We start from the raw sequence: 17,577 nt of genomic DNA, 5'->3' as shown, positions 1-17,577 counted from the left end.
CGTACCGGATCAATGATCCGGTGGCCTATTTGTACCAGACCGCTGATACATAGTCGTTTTACAGTTTTTTGATTACGGACCTTAACAGGAGAACGGGGACAATGAAGAAAACGCTAACAATTCTTGCCACTGCGGCAACGCTTGCCATGGCTGGCACAGCCATGGCTGAAGAAAAGCTGAAAGTCGGCTTTATCTATATCGGCCCTCCGGGTGATTTCGGCTGGACCTATCAGCATGACGAAGCCCGCAAAGAGCTGGAAAAAGAACTGGGTGATAAGATCACAACCAGCTATCTGGAAAGCGTGCCGGAAGGTGCGGATGCTGAGCGTTCGATTGAACGTCTTGCCCGTGCAGGCAATAAGCTGATTTTCACGACATCTTTCGGCTATATGGATCCGACCATTAAAGTTGCGAAAAAATTTCCTGATGTGAAATTTGAACATGCAACCGGCTATAAGACAGCAGAAAACGTATCTGCCTATAATGCGCGCTTCTATGAAGGCCGTTATGTGCAGGGTCAGATCGCTGCCAAATTGTCGAAAAACGGTATGGCTGGCTTCATCGGTTCCGTGCCGGTGCCGGAAGTTGTGCAGGCTATCAACTCCTTCATGATCGGCGCGCAGTCCGTTAATCCGGATTTCAAAATCAAGATCATCTGGGCAAACTCATGGTTTGATCCGGGCAAAGAAGCAGATGCTGCCAAGGCGCTGATCGATCAGGGCGTTGATATTCTCACCCAGCATACAGATTCCACCGCACCAATTCAGGTTGCGGCAGAACGCGGTATCAAAGCCTTCGGTCAGGCTTCGGATATGATCAAGTTCGGCCCTGAAACCCAGCTGACAGCGACAATCGACCATTGGTCGCCATATTATATCGAGCGCACCAAGGCTGTTCTCGATGGCACATGGAAGTCGCAGAATACATTCAACGGCATGAATACCGGTCTGGTTGCCATGGCACCGCTGACCAATATGCCTGACGATGTGAAAGCAATGGCTGAAGAAACCATCAAGAAGCTGACCTCCGGCGAGCTGAAGCCGTTTACCGGCCCGCTCAAAAAGCAGGATGGTTCTGAATGGCTCAAAGCCGGTGAAACCGCCGATGATAAAGCAATCGTCAGCATGAACTTCTATGTTCAGGGCATTGACGACAAGCTGCCGCAATAAGCTGCTTGCATGAAGAAATGAAAAGGCTCCGCAAATGCGGAGCCTTTTTTATATGGTTCAGGCGCGGTCAATACGACCGGAATAACAGCCGCGTCCGGCATTATGCGCATGAATATAGGCGGCGTTCTGATCGCTGAAGAGGCGTTCAATTGCCGCTTCAATATCCGTACCCTGCACAACTTCAGCTCCTATAATCATGCCTGTAGCATTATAGGCACGCAAAGACAGGAGCCGCGTGCGCATGACTGAGGGAACCTCGTTAATCCGGTCATAGGCTGCCACTGCATTCTCGCGTACATAAATCGCATGAGTTGCATAATAGGGTGTTTCGGCGCTTTGACAGACATGGTTGAGCAGCAGCAGGCTTTCACCTATTTCAGCCTCACACATCTCAATACGGTCAGGATAACCTCTGTCTTCAGCAAATACGCGTAGTGCACGATGCTGTTTCAGTTCATGATCGGGTAAGCCAAATAGGTGGCGAAACGGCCCCGGTGAAAGCCCTGTGATACGAAAATCCATAGAGAGTCTCCTGTAAATAACAGGAGGATTAAATTGCAGATACAAAGCAGAAACACTGCAATTCTGCTTTTCAAATTTTTGATTTGTAAGATTGGTACGGCGTGTATCCGGCAATAAAAAAGGCCCCGCAGAGCGGAGCCTTTCATTGCAATCGCAATAACGATTTTATTCAGCTGCATCTGCCGGTGCAGCATTGAGCATACCGTAGCGTTCTTCGCCGATTTTGCCGAGCAGTTCGAGCTGGGTTTCGAGGAAGTCGATATGGCCTTCCTCATCTTTCAGCAATTCGTCGAAAAGCTGACGGCTGACATAGTCACCGGCTTCATCGCAGATTTCGCGGGATTTCTTGTAAGAGGCGCGGGCGTCATATTCACCGGCCAGATCAGCTTCCAGAACTTCTTTTACAGTCTGACCGATACGCAGCGGCGCAACAGTCTGCAGGTTCGGATGGCCTTCGAGGAAAATGATGCGGTCGATGAGGCGGTCTGCATGCTGCATTTCTTCAATCGACTCTTCGCGTTCCTTTTTCGCCAGACGGGTATAACCCCAGTCAGACAGGAGGCGGTAGTGCAGCCAATATTGGTTTACTGCGCCGAGTTCGAGGAAAAGTGCCTCGTTAAGCCGCTCGATGACCTTTTTGTCGCCCTTCATTCCATTTGCTCCCGAATTGTTCACGTAACGCACGAACGCGATCAATATAGACAATGAACTCAGAATCATTGTGCTCGCGCCGAAGATGATATTCTTCAGTCACTCTTATGATCGTTTCAACAACATTTGGGAAGCAGCCGCAGCACCGGCCACGCTTCTTCATAGCATGGTAGACCTTGGCAGGAACAATCAATTGCCAGCAATCTTCATCCAGCATCTGGATGATAGTATTTTCGATCTCTTTGGCAGTAATTACATTGCAATGGCAGACTAGCATGCTGCACCATGCATAGAAAAAGCGGTGTTTAAGCCGGAAAATACGGAAAATGAATTTGAAATATGCAAATGACCTGAAGAAATCATGTTCTGATTTTCATCATGGTCGCTGAAAAAGAAAGCAACCATGGCTGCATTCATAAAATTATACTGATTCATCATTCCTCCAAATGAATGGGTCAAGGCCAAACATTTAAAGTTGCACTGTAACTGTTTGATTTTCTAATGCTTCACAGCGGCAGGCTTGTCAAATTGTGCAGATTAAAACCATTCTAAAAATCAACAATTTAGAATGATTTTAAACCTGAGTTAAATACCCATATTAATTGAACTATTCGGTACGGAAAAACGGCAGAACGGAGAATTTACGGTAAAATCATACCGCTGTGGCGTGTTGTCACACTGCGTATAAAAACGGAATTTCAACAGGATTTTGAAAAAACAACGCGCCCCGAAGGGCGCGCTGCATCATCTTCTATGTCCGGCTCAACTCAGAACTGGAACTGAGTGGCGACAACGAATGTACGACCCTGACCGGAGCCCGATGTGCTGAGTGCCGGTGTGTATGTTTTATCAAACAGGTTGGTGACTTTGAGGGACAGATCAACATTTTCGTTGAATTTATAGGTCGCGAAAATGTCTACCAGATCATAAGAGTCGGATTTTGTCGGAGGCAGCAAATTGCCCCGTGCATCTGCAGCAGCAACCAGACCGCTGGAAACATAGGAATATTTCACACCGGCAGAGAGCTTCTTATCAAAGAAATATCCGCCGAGGGTCGCCGCAAAAACATCATCCGGCAGATACTGGCTTGCACCAAGACCCGGTGTCTGCGACGGCAGGTCGGACTTGTTATGGGTGTAGGAAAGGCTGCCGAACACATAATCGGAATTATAATGTGTTTCGAGTTCAAAGCCTTTCACACGGGATGTGCCCGGCAGGTTAACAAACTGCAGCTTGTTGAAAGTCGTATTACGCTGCGCTGCGATATAATTTTTAACATCCATATCAAAGTAATTGGCTTTGAAACGGATTGTGTCGCCTGCGGTAATCAGATCATCATGCTTCATGTTCAGACCGATATCCCAGCCGCGCTGTTCTTCAGGCGCGAGATAAGGGTTTGGCACATAGCTGGATGCTGTTCCGCCGGGATGCGTGCCGCCGATCATTGTTTCCTGCAATGTTGGCGCGCGCATTGACTGCGAATAAGTCACATATGGCTGGAGCCAGTCAGTTACATTGTAAGCGAGTGTAACTTTAGGGCTCCACAAGCCTTTGGACTGATTGGCGGAATACATGCCGTTATCTTCAAAACCCGGAATACCGCTATCGGCTGTACCATCCAGCTTGTAGAAGTCATAACGCAGACCGGTCAGAACCTGAAGGCGGTCGTAATTCCACTCGACTTGAGTAAAGGCTGCGCCGCGGTTCATGCTTGAATCAACCGGATTAACGCCGACTTTCACACCGCCGGTATTGTCGTGATTGTATTCAACGCCGTATTTCCAGTCGATATACAGATCATTGACTGTGAAACGGGAAGTATTGGCGACCGAGAAGCCGATGGATTCATTTTTGATTTCACGGCCAAGGCTCGACAGAGTAGGGCTGTTGCCACCGACATAAGTCAGTTTTGTGCTGTTGAAATAACCGTTGATCGCAAGGTCAATCAGATCATTATCGACAGGCTTGTAGACGTAATTGGCTGTAAATGTACGGTTCTGCAGCAGCAGATCATAGTCAATTGTCGGCGGCACAGGCATGAAATTCGTCTGTGAAGTGCCGTATTTATTGTTATAAATCACGCCGCCAAGTGTCAGCTTGTGATCTTCGGCAAATCCGAATTCTGTTTTGAACAGGCCGGAAGTCATCTCCTGACCGGTTTTATTCTGGGTGATGCCGTCACCGTTTTTATAATCATTGGAATCGCGGCGGCTGAGAGCGGCAACAATGCCCACTTCATTAACGCGCATCGCACCGGCAAGCATTTCAGAGAAGCCGACGCCGTTGCTGCCCCATGATGCGCGGCCGAGAACGCCTTTGTCCTTGCCTTCCATCAATACGTCATCAACGCCGAGTGTTTTGAAATTAACGCTGCCGGCAAGACCGCTGCCGCCTTCGGTAGTCACTGCACCGCGGGTAATATCAACGGAGGACAGCAGATTCGGATCAATATAGCTGTAACCTTGAGCATCATGCGCCGTGGTGCGGAAAGTCTGCGGCGCACCGTCGATCATCATATTCACGCGGCCGGAGCCTTCAAAGCCGCGAATATTGACCGCAACACCCGGATTGGAGCCGTTAATACGGGTGAATACACCCGGAGTTTCACGCAGAACCGTATCCAGTTTTTCACGGCCGTTCAGCTTGATCTCTGTTTTGGAGATTGTGCTGACCGGTGCCGGACGGGATGTAATATCCTGAGGATTAACGGTTTTAACATTGATTGTGTTGAGCTGCACATCACCGGATGCGTTTTCCGCAGCCGGTTTTGCAGTCTGAGCCTGTGCCTGCTGGGCATTGGCTGCGCCAGCCATAACCACAAGGCTGATAGCCGTGCTGCCGAGACCGATTTTGAGATATCTGGAAAGGTTGGAAGGCTGCTGCATTGAAAGTCTCCGCATCGTTGCCGCTTATTGGCGGGGCAAGCAAGGCATAAAAATTGCGTTCGGAACCTTGGCGCTTGCACCGGAAAAATGTTCTCAGCAACAATCAGCAGCTTTTCCGTACTGATCTGCGAGTTCCCTGATCCGGCTGGTGCAGGTTCAATTCTGTACTATGCGGAGGCCAGATATCCTCTGTTTTTCCACACAAGTTTATGGACAATCACATGATTTTTAATATGACTCTTAAAGTCCACTATTGCTTCCAATAATTAATATGATATTTTGTGTCAAGAAAACTTCCTGAAAATAAACAGGATGGTTGCATTGATGCAACGGGGGCCAGAAGGCGCCGATAAACTGATCCGGCAGTTTTGTTGAAAAGCCGGATTTGACGATGACACTAATAGACTGCATCCGGCGGATGTGGTCGGTACAGGCGTATAATAATGACTGCAACGCAAACACATTCTCAGTCCCTGACACCGCAAGATATCCTGCGTCTGCGCAGTGAAAATCCGAAATCCCGTGAGAGGGACTTTGCTCAGGCTCATGGTATTACCGAGGCTGATTATGTTGCTGCCCATGTCGGCACATCTGCTATTCGCCTGAATGTGGACATTGCTGCAATTCTGAACGGCGCAACCACACTCGGCGAAGTTATGGCGCTGACCCGCAATGAAAGCGTTGTGCACGAAAAAATCGGACCTTATGAAAAAGTATCCGTCGGACCGCATGCGTCTCTCGTGCTCGGCAAGCAGATCGATCTGCGTATTTTCCCAAAAGCCTGGGCCTATGGTTTTGCTGTAGAGAAAACTGACAGCGAAAATAATATCCGCCGCTCACTGCAGTTCTTCAACAAGGCGGGTGATGCGGTTCACAAAATTCATCTGCGCGATGCATCTGATCTGGCCGCCTATGAAGCACTGGTTGCTCAGCTGCGCTCGGACGATCAGAGCCAGACAGTTGAAACCAAAGCTGCAACGCAAAAAGAGCCGACAGACATTGATACAGTTGATGTAAACGGCTTCCGTGAGCGCTGGACAAACATGACTGACGTACATCAGTTCGTGATGATCCTGCGTGATTACGCTGTCAGCCGCAAACAGGCTGTTGAGCTTGCCGGTGAAGAATTCGCCTGGGAACTGGAAGCCGGTACGGTTGAAAGCATGATGAATACGGTTTCTGAAACCGGCCAGCCGATCATGGTTTTTGTCGGCAATAACGGCTGCATTCAGATCCATACCGGTCCGGTTAAAGAGATCAAAATGATGGGCCCATGGCTCAATGTTATGGATCCGACTTTCCACATGCATTTCCGCACCGATCATGTTCATGCCGTTTGGGCTGTCCGTAAGCCTACCAAAGACGGCCATGTAACATCGCTGGAAGCCTATGACGAGCAGGGCGAAATGATTGCCCAGTTCTTTGGCGAGCGTCACGAAGGTGAAGCAGAGCGTACAGACTGGCGTGAACTGGTTGAAGCGCTGCCGCGTCTGGCTCGCTCCGCAGCAGCCTGAAAACTCTGAAAGCCATGCAGGGCGGTTTATGCCGCTCTGCATGGTTCACTTTTAAAATTGCCCGCTGTCTCCCTTGGCGGTGAATATCATCAATGACGGTCAGGATAGTTGTCTTTGGCCGGAACAGTCTCGGATTGACCAATGTCTTTTGCCCGCAGCACTCTTTTTTCATCCCGGATCAGGTCTTATCGTTTGGTTGCAGCTTTTGCTGCCGGTCTGCTTTCTGCCACCACAGGCGTTTTGCCGGTCGCCGGTATGATCTCACCTGTACAGGCAGAAGAGGTCAAAACCTTTACGGATACAACACGACTGGTGAGTGTTGGCGGCGCGCTGACAGAAATCATCTATGCGCTGGGTCTTGAAGACAAGCTTATTGCCCGCGACCGTACCAGTATTTATCCGGAAACAGTCAAAAAGCTCCCTGATATCGGCTATATGCGCCAGCTTTCATCGGAAGGTATTTTGTCTGTTGCACCGACTGCCATGCTGGTGATTGAAGGCAGCGGCCCTGCAGAAACTATGGATGTGCTGAAACGCGCTTCTGTGCCGATGATTATTGTGCAGGATCAATATACCGCTGAAGGTATTACCAATAAAATCAATGCTGTGGGACAGGCATTAGGGGCTCAGGATAAAGCCGCGGCTCTGGCGGAAAAAGTCCGCACTGATCTGAAGGCTGTTGAGGCCGCCACCAGCAAAATCACTGAGAAAAAGCGTGTCCTGTTTATTCTGTCCCGTCAGGGCGGACGTCTCATGGCATCAGGGCGGGAGACTGCGGCTGACGGCATGATTAAGATGGCCGGCGGCATCAACGCGATTGACGAATTTCAGGGCTACAAACAGCTGACCGATGAAGCGCTTGATAAAGCTGCTCCGGACATGATCCTGCTGATGAATACCGGTCCGGACAAAGCGTCGAATGATTATTCCGATCTGCTTGCCAATCCGGCACTGGCTGCTACACCGGCAGGTCGTAATAAAGCTATTCTGGCCATGGACGGGCTCTATCTGCTCGGCTTTGGGCCGCGCGCTGCTGAAGCCGCGCGTGATCTGGCAGAAGGCCTTTATGGCAAGGCTGTTCAATAAGACATTGAATTGGTTCAGCCCGCTGCCGGAAAATTATCCGGCAGCGGGTGACGCATTCTGAAAAGGTATGAAGCTGTCTTCTGCCGGAATGTGTTTTCATCAAATTTCACATTCGCAGCAGCTTTTCGATCTGTCTGCTGCATGGCTGAAACGGAAAGCATAAGATTTTGACTGATACTGTTGGCGATATGCCTGCTTCCCACTTTGCCAAACGCAACACAGTCGCGGCATCCTCAAATGTGATAAAGCCTGCTGAGAGCGGTAAAGGTACAACTGCCCTGCAAGGTGACCGTTCGCGTCAGGCGCGTATTCTGATAGCACTTCTCGCAGCTCTGCTGGTGGCTGTTGCATTGTTCAGTCTGACAGCCGGTGCTTCGCAGGCATCAAGCTGGTCGGTGCTGAAATCCCTGTTCTCCTCGCAGATCAATCCGGATGATATTACAGCGCAGCGCGATCATATCATCATTATGGATATCCGCCTGCCGCGTATTGTTCTGGGCATTCTGATCGGTGCGTCACTGGCTGTTTCCGGTGCGGTTATGCAAGGTCTGTTCCGCAATCCGTTGGCTGATCCGGGACTGGTCGGTGTTTCTTCCGGTGCCGGCCTTGGTGCGATTGTCGTTATTGTTTTGGGCAGCACTTTCCTTGCACCGGTACTCGGATTTCTCGGCATGTATACATTGCCGCTGGCAGCATTTATCGGTGGCTTGACTACAACATTGATCCTGTATCGTGTTGCCACGCGCAGAGGCAGAACCTCAATTGCCACAATGCTGCTTGCCGGTATTGCGCTTGGTGCCATGACCGGCGCTTTCAGCGGGGTGCTGGTTTATATTGCGGATGACAGACAGCTGCGCGATCTCACCTTTTGGGGGATGGGTTCGCTGGCCGGTGCCACATGGATTAAAATCCTCACTGCCGGACCGATTATTGCGCTGACATTGTTTGCTGCTCCGTTTCTGGCGCGCGGATTGAATGCTCTGGCTCTGGGTGAGGCGACAGCCAATCATCTGGGCTTGCCAATTCAGCGTATTAAAAACACAGCAATCATTCTTGTAGCCGCAGCCACCGGTGCCTCAGTTGCAGTCAGTGGCGGCATCGGTTTTGTCGGCATTGTTGTGCCGCATCTGCTGCGTCTTTCCATCGGGCCCGATCACCGCTATTTGCTGCCTGCCTCTGCATTGCTGGGGGCTTCGATGCTGCTGCTGGCAGATGCTGTCAGCCGTACTATTGTTGCTCCGGCTGAAATCCCGATCGGTATTGTCACTGCATTTGTCGGTGCTCCGTTCTTCCTTTGGATTCTGCTGCGTCGCCGTGGTTTGCTGGACTTGTAATCATGATAGAAACAAAAAATCTGGCCGTTCAGCTCAGCGGCAAAACCATTCTGAAAAATGTTAATATCACTGCTAAACCCGGTGAGGTGACAGCCATTGTCGGGCCGAACGGCTCCGGCAAGACAACGCTGATCCGTGCACTTTCAGGCGATCTGCCTTATACGGGGCAGGCACTGCTTGATGGCGTATTGTTTGAAACCTATAAGCCCTGGCAGATGGCTGAACGCCGCGCAGTGCTTCCTCAGAACAGCGCTTTGTCTTTTCCGTTTACGGTGCGTGAGATTGTTAATCTCGGCCTGACCGGCGGTCGTTCCGGCCTGACGGCAGCGGAAGAAATCCGTTTGCCGGATCAGGCATTGGAGCTGGTCGATCTGAGCGGTTTCGGCGGCCGTTATTATCAGGAGCTTTCCGGCGGAGAGCAGCAGCGCACACAACTCGCACGCGTGCTCTGTCAGGTATGGAAACCGGTGCTCGATGGTCAGCCACGCTTCCTGCTGCTGGATGAACCGGTCTCCAGTCTTGATATCCGCCATCAGATTGTGGTGATGGATATTGCCCGTAATTTTGCGGCCAAAGGCGGCGGCGTCATTACGATTCTGCACGATCTTAATCTGACAGCCCTTTATGCGGATCATGTTGTGATGGTGCATAATGGTGAAATAGATGCCAGCGGCTCTGTCGCAACCACACTGACCAATGATCGTTTGCTGCGGGTCTATGAATGTCCGTTGCAGGTTGGTGTCGCACCGCCTGCCGGTCAGCCTTTTGTGCTGCCGCATTCGGTATTCGGTTAAAATAAAAAGCCCTGAAACTGATGTTTCAGGGCTTTTTAAATTCATGGATAAGCGGAGTTAGAGCAGTTTACATCCGGATTGAATCATAGTGCTCGCTCTGGATTCTTTATTTGGTCGCATTATCACGGGCGTCAAGTTGATCCAACTTGACATAATCAAGAAGTCAAGTTGATCTAACTTGACTGTGAAATGCTCTAGTGTGCCGCAGCGACTGCGCGGACTTCCAACTCATCAATTCCCAGCAGCTTGCGTACATTCGGCCGTGCATCAATCAGATCCTGAATGCTGTATTTGCCAAGCACTGTGAAGAAAGCATTCAGTGCTTCGCGCAAAGCAGAATTCAGCGCACAGCTGTCAATCAGCGGGCACTCACTGTCACTGTCGAAGCATTCTGCCATCGCAAAATTATCTTCAGTCACACGCACAACATCAAACAGCGAAATTTCCGCAGCAGGACGGGCGAGTTTCACGCCGCCATTGCGTCCGCGTACTGTTGTGACAATGTTGTTTTCAACGAGCGGCTGCAAAATCTTGAACAAAAACAATTCCGAGACCGTATAGGCCTTGGCGATTTCAGCAATACGGCTGAGACTGCCTTCATTTGCTGCACAATACATCAGCATCCGAATAGCATAATTGGTCTGTCTGGTAAGACGCATTTCAGGTCCTTTCCCGCAGCGCATCAGGGCGCTGCTAAAAACATGAGCGCAGTTTAGAACTATTCTGAATAAATATGAAGTCCTGTTTTGAAATTAAAGTCACTAAAATTAATCATGTTTTAGTGATTTTGCACAGCCCTTGTTTTAAAGTCACATTCCGGTGACCGTTTACAGGCCGTGATTTTGACTACAGCCAAATCGAAACTGCTGATTCCGCAAGAGATTTCCAATATCTGTCAGAGGCTTACTGACATACATCCACCCATTTTGCATTGGTCAGTTCGGCCAGACGATGCGGATTAATTCGCACAGCACTGTTAACAGCACCGGCCGCAGGCAAAACCTCTTCAAAGGCTTTTAGCGATACGTCACAATAGATTTTCAGATGTTCCGCAACACCGAAAGGGCAGACCCCGCCGACAGGATGACCTGTGGCCTCCAAAACAGAATCAAAATCCAGCATGCGCGGCTTGTTCTGAAACTGATCTTTGAACTTGCGGTTATCGAGACGTGCATCGCCGCGGGCAACAAGCAGAATAATATCTTCACCAAGTTTGAGTGAAAGTGTTTTGGCGATTTGTGCCGGCTCGACATTATGAGCTGCAGCAGCTTCAGCAACAGTTGCAGTGCTGGTTTCCAGCTCAATAACCTGCACATCCGGTGCTTTTTCAGCAAAAAAGGCTTTCACAGTTTCAAGGCTCATGAGATTTCCTGTGCGCTTTCGTCAGAACAGTCACATCAAAGGGGAATGGTTCTGAATTTCGGGATTGCCCGCATGATGATACAGAACATCATATGGTCTCAACAATTATTTGCAAACAAGCACAATAATTTAAGCGGAGGCGATTGACGAAACGACAAGAGTGCCTGTATGTAGCCTTCATTCGCCATCACAGTGCGTTTCGGGCTGATTTGCCTGAGGAGGGGTGGCCGAGTGGTTTAAGGCACCGGTCTTGAAAACCGGCGTGCGGGAGACCGTACCGTGGGTTCGAATCCCACCCCCTCCGCCATTTCAGTACAGAACAGAGCACTGCTGAACCGGTCAATTTCCCGCTACCTACTACAACAAATATTCGCAATAGCTCGTCTTTCGCCCCCTTTATGAACACCTCGCACTCGGCAATATCGACGCGCTGCGCTTGTTCAGTTCGACGATATGCTCGCCGCGCCTTGATTGAACAAGCATAGTAGCGATAGTGCCTGCCATCGCTTTTGCGTTGCGCTAACATCTTTTTTGTGGTCCGTTGCAAGAAGTATTCGATGTGCTGCATGCACTTAGCGGGAGCTGTAAGAGTTTGGCTGTAATTTCGATCAACGCTATTTCGTCTGCGCGCCACCATATCGCCGATGCTGGATTTATTGTCCGAGGCACCTGCGCGGCTACCTTGGCTCTTGTGGCTGTGTCTGTCGTTACACCGGCTCAAGCCGCAGGCTCGGATCAGCCTGCACTCAACCCGGCACCGTCGCAAGGCTATGAATTCACAGTCACCCTTGCTGAAGCTCCCGGTCCATTCAAAGTCGTCACCGCCGGCGCTCAATATGATGCTGAAAACTATGCCCGCTGCGGCAAATCAATTCGTCTGGCTGGCACAATCTCCCGTGTTACCAGCCATCAGGAAATCAAGCTGACTAAAATATCCGACACGACCTATCGAGGCATCGTCTATGCAGACCAGCTCATTGATGAAAGCTATTACGGCCGCGATGTCTGCCACTGGAAACTGACGAATGTCAGCGCATCGTTCAAGGCGAATGCCGACAATGTCAGTACAACCCATATTATGAGCCTTCCTGCGAAACTCATTGCCGCTGAAGGCACAGATACCCGGTACTTTTGGGAGGGCTACTACCCTCGCGCCAAAATGGAACGCTTTCGCGACTTCGGTGACGATTCCCTTAAAGAGGCTGTCAGACGCGAGCATGGAGATGAGTTTTTTTCGATTACAATGTCAGCCAAAAAGATATCCGCGCAAATGCCCTACGAGCTGGATTGAATCCCTTTACAACCCGATGCCTCTGGCACGGAATCAACATCAGTCTGGCAGATCATTATCATTGGAGGTTCTATGTTTAAATGCACTGTAATAGCGACATCGCTGGCACTCATGATCATACCGGCTCTTGCTCAGAACGAAGAAAACAATCACGCAGGGCGCTATGAAAGCGAAGGAGGGCAGTCCCTCACAGCCGACCTGACCCATCTCTCTGGCAATCGCTATTCGGTCGAACTTTCCACGACAGTCCCCATCAGTGGCGAGCGGCCCGGTTGCGGCGGCGGTCTCAAGGGGGAACTCGCTATCGAGGCCGGTGCAGGAACGCTATCGATTCCCAATGAGGGTTTCATCGCATCAGAAGCCGAATCCGTACTAAACAGCAAACTCTGCAAAGTGAACTTCAAATTCAGCGATAAGTATACGTTGCAAATCGAAGAGGGTTCCGGCTGTACCTTTTATCATGGCGCAAGTTGCAGCTTTGATGGCACCCTCGTGCACGAAGCCAGCGGGATCTAGCTAGATTGCGATTCATTAATTGCCCTTTCCAGAAAGCTCCCTGCGGTTATAACCGTCCGCATCCTGTGTAACACTTGCGTGCTCACTTCCTGCGCTGTCCTGGTGGTAGTTGTTTGTCAATGAGGTCAATATGAGAATAGTCATGGCTATTTTTTTGTTTTGATCGTTACCTCTTATGCCAATACACAACATCGGATGACAACCCTTGATCAGGACAGAGCGGACTGCACCCGTTTGGGTTGGCGATTGGAGGTCCAACCGAAGGAGGTGTACTGCCATCTTCCAAATGGCGAAGTACGAGACGGCCTGGATTTCATTCTTGACTAGTGACTAGCTAATCCACCTTCGAGCATCACTGCCCTAATTCGGGCTCTGCAAATCTCCTTGCAGACAATAATCGAAAGCGTGGAGCGTGTCGGCCGCAGACCGGTTTTCCCAGAACGAGGGTGGAAGACACGCTCTCGACCCTGCTCAGGGGCCATGTTGAGGACCAGAGAGCCGTTCTTGTGCTCCCGCAGCCATTTTTCGATATGGCTATTCAAATCTCCCATGTTTTTCGCCCTCAGACTTATTGTGAGATTGGTTTCCAACGCAGCTATGGTCGGATCAAGCCATAACCCTCCAAGAGCCTGTAAGGCATAAAAAAGTTATGGCAAGTGGCCGCCAAGCAGTGCAGCCACTGCCAGTACATATCGCAATGACTCTGCCGGTTTTACTCCGGCAGGGGTATTTTCTAACCCGACACCGTAATCTTGCCTTTCATATTGGGATGAAAGCGGCAGTAGTAATCGACCGTATCGTCAGCGGTAACGATATGGGTTGCTACTTTGCCGGGCGGGATCATCACCTCCCAACCGCCTTTAATTGTGGCAGTGTGGGCAAAAGGATCCTTATTTGTCCATTCAATGGTCTCACCGACCTTTACCGTGATCGTGGCTGGCACGAAGGCCAGCTTTTCAATAACCACGTGGACAGTGCCGTTATGGGCGCGAGCCAATTGTGTTGTGGCGAGTGTCGCCGCACCGGCAGCGAGTAGCTGCCGTCGGTTGAGAAGGAGCGCGGTCATTTCAGGCTGGCCGCAACATGTTCGGCGTGCTGTTCATGGCCTTGAAACAGCTTCAAACCAGTTTCCAGCAGGCCTTTCAGCTCTGCATTCTGAGCAGAAGGGATCAGCAGCGTTTCCAGTGCGCCATTCACCTGCTTGTGATAAGCGACTTCATTATCGATATAAGCCTTGTCGAAGGCAGCTCCCTGAAGTTTATGCAATTTGGCGCGCTCTTCTTCACCCGCTTTGGCCAGTGACTGGCTGGTGGCATTATCTTCCGGCGTTACATTGAGTTTTTTGACGAGCGCCAGAGCCATTTCATTGACGGCTGCATGGTCTTTCTGCATCGATTCCGCGAAGGCTTTAACCTCAGGATTCGTCGTTTTTGACAGTGCAAGCTTGGCCGCTTCAATATCGATGGCACCGGCACTATAGGCGATATGAGCGATCTGAGGATCGGTCGGTTTGTCAGCAGCCATCCCGAGCGAGCTGGTGAATGCAAGGGCGGCAGTGCCGAGTATAGCGATCAGAGTTTTCATCGGACTCTCCTTGGCGCCGTTTTGCTCAGCGCCTGTTTCGGTTGACACTACATTTGATGTCAGCTCGCCGGAGAGGTTCCCGTTATTTTTCGAGACCTAGTTTCATAATCACGGCTTCAGTCAGCCGGGCGCAGCGCATACCGGCAAATGGAAAGGCGTTGATCAATATCGGCCCGATCTGTTCTTCAAGCTGTGTGCGGATAAGTTTTCTGGCGCGGTGCAGGCGGGTCTTGACCGTAGCGACCGGAATATTGAGCGCAGCGGCAGTTTCCTCTGCACTCAGCCCCTCAATCACACGGGCGACGAAGACAAGGCGGAAGCTTTCAGGAAGCGCATCAGTGGCTTCCTCGACGAGAGTGAGAAGCTGGCGCTGCGCCATAATACGCTCCGGATCGGCAGTGGTGGAATGGGAAAGCGGAAAGGGGATAATCTCTGCATCCATGTGTCCCGTTGCTGGGGCGGGATATGTGACAGCTGTGCGCTTCAGGCGCTTTTGTGCCCGAAGTCGCATCAGTGCCGCGTTGAGCGCGATGCGCGACAACCATGTCGAGAGCGAAGCGCTGCCTTCAAATGTATCAAGATGGGTAAAGGCGTTCAGATAGGCTTCCTGAAGCACATCTTCGGCATCCGCATTATTGCGCAACACCGCGCGGACGAGCCGGTAGAGGCGTTGGTTATGTGTCTTGATGATCTGGCGGATGGCTTCCGTTTCTCCGGCGGCAGCGCGGGAGACGAGAGCCGCTTCTTGCGGTTCGGCGGCGGGCAGCAAAACAGACATGAATTTTCTCCTCTCAGAGACTATCAGATGCCGGTTGTTCCATAAGGTTCCGCAGTTTTTACAAATTTAAACATCATTCAGCTTGTCAGAAGCTGAGTATAGCCTCAAAGCCGTTTTTCTGCCCGCTTGGCGGGGAGGAAAATTGCAGGCGGGCGTGCATCTGACCGGCAATTTCAGTGGCAATGGGAATACCAAGCCCTGAACCCGGCGCTGCGGTTGTGCCGCGGCCAAATCTTTTCTGAACACGCAGCAATTCTTCAGCAGTAAGGTTCTTGCCACTATTTATGATGCGGATTGTACCGTTTTTATCGGCCTGAATGATAACCGGTTCATTCTGCGCACCATGAAGCAATGCATTTTCAAGCAGGTTTCTTATGACAATAGCAAAGGCGTCTTCATTGACCGGCTTCATCAGACTGGCCTCAGAGTGGCGCTGATAAATAATCCGGTCATTGGAAGCCATTTTACGCTGAAATTCCTCCACCAGAAGATCAAGGACGCTCAGGAGATTCACCGGCTTATCCGCAAGCGCTATATTGGCTTCTGCGCGTGCCAGCTGCATCAGTTTTTCAACCAGTCGTTTCAGTTTTTGCAGTGATGCTTCGATCTGTTCGACCCGCGCTTTGCCCGATGCGCTTTTCACTTCTGTCATCAGCAATTGCGTATGTGCCAATGCACCGGCAATCGGCGTGCGTAATTCATGGGCGCTGTTTGCGGTGAATGCCCGCTCTGCTTCAAGAGCGGATTGCACGCGTCCCATCAAAATATTAACCGAATGCACGATCGGCTGAAGCTCGATCGTCAGTCCTTCAGCTTTTATCGGTGTCAGATCGCCGCTGTCTTTCTCGGATATTGCCTGCCGCAAATCGCCGATAGGATTAACCGAACGCCGCGCAACAAGGCGGATAATATAGAGGCTGAGCGGCACAAGCACGAGGATCGGCAGCAGCAGGGCAAGCGCACCTTCATTGATGGCTTCGCGCCTGTTTTTCATCTGATCCGCGACCTGAACAAAGATCGTATTATCGGCTGCGGCGACAGTATAGTAGCGCGCAGTGTCATCCTCCCAGAAACCCTCAGCTAATGGCGCAGGGAAGGCACCGTCGATAATATCCGAGGAGTGAACAAGGATTTTGCCGCTGGCGTCTCTGGCCTGATAGGTCAGATATTGGCGGGATGAGGATTGAGCACCGTTGTCCAGCGACAGAACTGCACCGGATTGGTCACGATGCATAATGTCGTCGACGATGAGCGGCGTCAGCCGTTCGGTAGTTTCCTGCAAGGCACTGTCAAAAATTTCAGCAAATTCGTCCCGCATCACCAATATGCCGCCGACAGCGGCGACGACCCAAAATGTCACCACAGCTGCAGTCACAGAAAACATGAGACGTCCGATCAGGCTGGGAGACTTCATGTTCTGTCCTCAACTTTGTAACCCACACCACGCACCGTACTTATCCGGTCATGACCGAGCTTTTTACGCAGGCGGCTGATATAGACCTCGACTGTATTGCTCTCAATTTCTGAGCCGAATGCATAAAGCGCTTCTTCAATCTGTGCTTTGGAAACAATAGCACCGGAACGGTGGAGCAGACATTCCAGCACTGCCCATTCGCGCCCCGAGAGGATAATTTCGCCCTGCGGGGACAGGATATTGCGCTCGGAGATTTTGATTTCGAGATCGCCGATATGCAATACCGATGCGCTATTGCCGCCATATCTGCGTGACACGGCCAGCATACGTGCGGTCAGCTCATCGAGATTGAACGGTTTTACCAGATAATCATCTGCGCCTGCATTCAGCCCTTCAATACGGTCTGATATCTGGTCATGCGCCGTTAATATGATAACCGGCACCGGATTATTGGCGCTCCGCAAATCTTTGAGGATAGTGAGGCCGCTGCCGTCAGGGAGACGCAGATCAAGCAGGATCAGGCCATAAGCAACGCTTGTCGCAGCCAATGCCGCATCTTCAGCCGTCTGCATCCAGTCAACAGCATGACCGCTTGCCAGAACATGATCGCGCACGGCCTGACCAAGTGTATCATCATCTTCAACAAGAAGAACTCTCAAGCAGCAATCTCCGGCGGA

The 17,577-nt window shown here is 50.9% G+C and carries 18 protein-coding genes and 1 tRNA gene; 8 read left to right on the top strand and 11 right to left on the bottom strand.

Annotated features, from left to right (window positions below):
* Positions 1-101 precede the first annotated feature (101 nt).
* Positions 102-1,169 carry a BMP family ABC transporter substrate-binding protein gene (locus tag F7P81_RS08555; protein ID WP_075655252.1) on the top strand — a complete coding sequence of 356 codons (1,068 nt, stop codon included), beginning with the start codon at positions 102-104 and terminating at the stop codon, positions 1,167-1,169.
* Between the two features lie 57 nt (positions 1,170-1,226).
* Here the strand turns inward: F7P81_RS08555 and F7P81_RS08550 are convergent, their stop codons facing one another.
* From F7P81_RS08550 to F7P81_RS08535, 4 genes are all read right to left on the bottom strand, one after another.
* The gene (locus F7P81_RS08550) at positions 1,227-1,691 is read right to left on the bottom strand and encodes a DUF1203 domain-containing protein (protein ID WP_151159201.1); all 465 of its coding nucleotides are present in this window, start codon (positions 1,689-1,691) and stop codon (positions 1,227-1,229) included.
* Positions 1,692-1,856: 165 nt separating this feature from the next.
* Entirely contained in the window at positions 1,857-2,342 is a 486-nt protein-coding gene (gene bfr / locus F7P81_RS08545) for a bacterioferritin (RefSeq protein ID WP_022712114.1), read from the bottom strand.
* Positions 2,308-2,619, bottom strand: coding sequence for a (2Fe-2S)-binding protein (locus tag F7P81_RS08540; RefSeq protein ID WP_075655248.1), 312 nt, complete (start codon positions 2,617-2,619; stop codon positions 2,308-2,310). The genes bfr and F7P81_RS08540 overlap by 35 nt, the downstream gene beginning before the upstream one ends.
* A 490-nt stretch (positions 2,620-3,109) precedes the next feature.
* Positions 3,110-5,227: a TonB-dependent receptor domain-containing protein gene (locus F7P81_RS08535; protein ID WP_151159200.1), complete on the bottom strand. Its 2,118-nt coding sequence runs from the start codon at positions 5,225-5,227 to the stop codon at positions 3,110-3,112.
* Positions 5,228-5,670: 443 nt separating this feature from the next.
* On the opposite strand from F7P81_RS08535, the gene F7P81_RS08530 reads away from it, so the two are divergent.
* The 4 genes from F7P81_RS08530 (at position 5,671) to F7P81_RS08515 (ending at position 9,955) form a co-directional block, all read left to right on the top strand.
* Complete coding sequence (locus F7P81_RS08530; RefSeq protein WP_075655244.1) at positions 5,671-6,741, top strand: hemin-degrading factor; 1,071 nt, start codon at positions 5,671-5,673, stop codon at positions 6,739-6,741.
* A 141-nt stretch (positions 6,742-6,882) separates the two neighbouring features.
* Positions 6,883-7,827 carry a heme/hemin ABC transporter substrate-binding protein gene (locus F7P81_RS08525; protein WP_183956635.1) on the top strand — a complete coding sequence of 315 codons (945 nt, stop codon included), beginning with the start codon at positions 6,883-6,885 and terminating at the stop codon, positions 7,825-7,827.
* A 167-nt stretch (positions 7,828-7,994) separates the two neighbouring features.
* Positions 7,995-9,161, top strand: coding sequence for a FecCD family ABC transporter permease (locus tag F7P81_RS08520; RefSeq protein WP_246176072.1), 1,167 nt, complete (start codon positions 7,995-7,997; stop codon positions 9,159-9,161).
* A gap of 2 nt (positions 9,162-9,163) precedes the next feature.
* Positions 9,164-9,955 carry a heme ABC transporter ATP-binding protein gene (locus F7P81_RS08515; RefSeq protein WP_151159199.1) on the top strand — a complete coding sequence of 264 codons (792 nt, stop codon included), beginning with the start codon at positions 9,164-9,166 and terminating at the stop codon, positions 9,953-9,955.
* Between the two features lie 194 nt (positions 9,956-10,149).
* On the opposite strand, the gene rirA is transcribed toward F7P81_RS08515, so the two are convergent.
* Positions 10,150-10,614 carry an iron-responsive transcriptional regulator RirA gene (gene rirA / locus F7P81_RS08510; RefSeq protein WP_022712105.1) on the bottom strand — a complete coding sequence of 155 codons (465 nt, stop codon included), beginning with the start codon at positions 10,612-10,614 and terminating at the stop codon, positions 10,150-10,152.
* Positions 10,615-10,858: 244 nt separating this feature from the next.
* Positions 10,859-11,317: a YbaK/EbsC family protein gene (locus tag F7P81_RS08505; RefSeq protein WP_022712104.1), complete on the bottom strand. Its 459-nt coding sequence runs from the start codon at positions 11,315-11,317 to the stop codon at positions 10,859-10,861.
* A 217-nt stretch (positions 11,318-11,534) separates the two neighbouring features.
* On the opposite strand from F7P81_RS08505, the gene F7P81_RS08500 reads away from it, so the two are divergent.
* The 3 genes from F7P81_RS08500 (at position 11,535) to F7P81_RS08490 (ending at position 13,124) form a co-directional block, all read left to right on the top strand.
* A tRNA-Ser gene (locus tag F7P81_RS08500) sits at positions 11,535-11,624 on the top strand.
* A gap of 285 nt (positions 11,625-11,909) precedes the next feature.
* Positions 11,910-12,608 carry a hypothetical protein gene (locus F7P81_RS08495; RefSeq protein WP_151159198.1) on the top strand — a complete coding sequence of 233 codons (699 nt, stop codon included), beginning with the start codon at positions 11,910-11,912 and terminating at the stop codon, positions 12,606-12,608.
* 111 nt (positions 12,609-12,719) lie between these two features.
* Complete coding sequence (locus F7P81_RS08490) at positions 12,720-13,124, top strand: hypothetical protein (protein WP_151159197.1); 405 nt, start codon at positions 12,720-12,722, stop codon at positions 13,122-13,124.
* Positions 13,125-13,857: 733 nt separating this feature from the next.
* Here the strand turns inward: F7P81_RS08490 and F7P81_RS08485 are convergent.
* The 5 genes from F7P81_RS08485 to F7P81_RS08465 form a co-directional block, all read right to left on the bottom strand.
* Positions 13,858-14,190: a cupredoxin domain-containing protein gene (locus tag F7P81_RS08485; RefSeq protein WP_151159196.1), complete on the bottom strand. Its 333-nt coding sequence runs from the start codon at positions 14,188-14,190 to the stop codon at positions 13,858-13,860.
* On the bottom strand, positions 14,187-14,708 hold the full coding sequence (locus F7P81_RS08480; protein ID WP_151159195.1) for a DUF4142 domain-containing protein: 522 nt from the start codon (positions 14,706-14,708) through the stop codon (positions 14,187-14,189). Before F7P81_RS08480 ends, F7P81_RS08485 begins: the two co-directional genes overlap by 4 nt.
* Before the next feature lie 82 nt (positions 14,709-14,790).
* Positions 14,791-15,486, bottom strand: a complete 696-nt coding sequence (locus tag F7P81_RS08475) for an RNA polymerase sigma factor (RefSeq protein WP_151159194.1) — start codon at positions 15,484-15,486, stop codon at positions 14,791-14,793.
* A gap of 85 nt (positions 15,487-15,571) precedes the next feature.
* Positions 15,572-16,900 (bottom strand): sensor histidine kinase, encoded by a 1,329-nt coding sequence (locus F7P81_RS08470; protein WP_151159193.1) that lies wholly within the window; start codon positions 16,898-16,900, stop codon positions 15,572-15,574.
* Positions 16,897-17,559, bottom strand: coding sequence for a response regulator (locus tag F7P81_RS08465; RefSeq protein WP_151159192.1), 663 nt, complete (start codon positions 17,557-17,559; stop codon positions 16,897-16,899). The genes F7P81_RS08470 and F7P81_RS08465 overlap by 4 nt, the downstream gene beginning before the upstream one ends.
* Between the last annotated feature and the right edge of the window lie 18 nt (positions 17,560-17,577).

The organism is Pseudochrobactrum saccharolyticum (assembly GCF_008801715.1).
GTDB lineage: Bacteria > Pseudomonadota > Alphaproteobacteria > Rhizobiales > Rhizobiaceae > Pseudochrobactrum > Pseudochrobactrum saccharolyticum.
The sequence above is the reverse complement of the archived record's forward strand: the minus strand, read 5'-3'. Positions and strand labels throughout refer to the sequence as shown.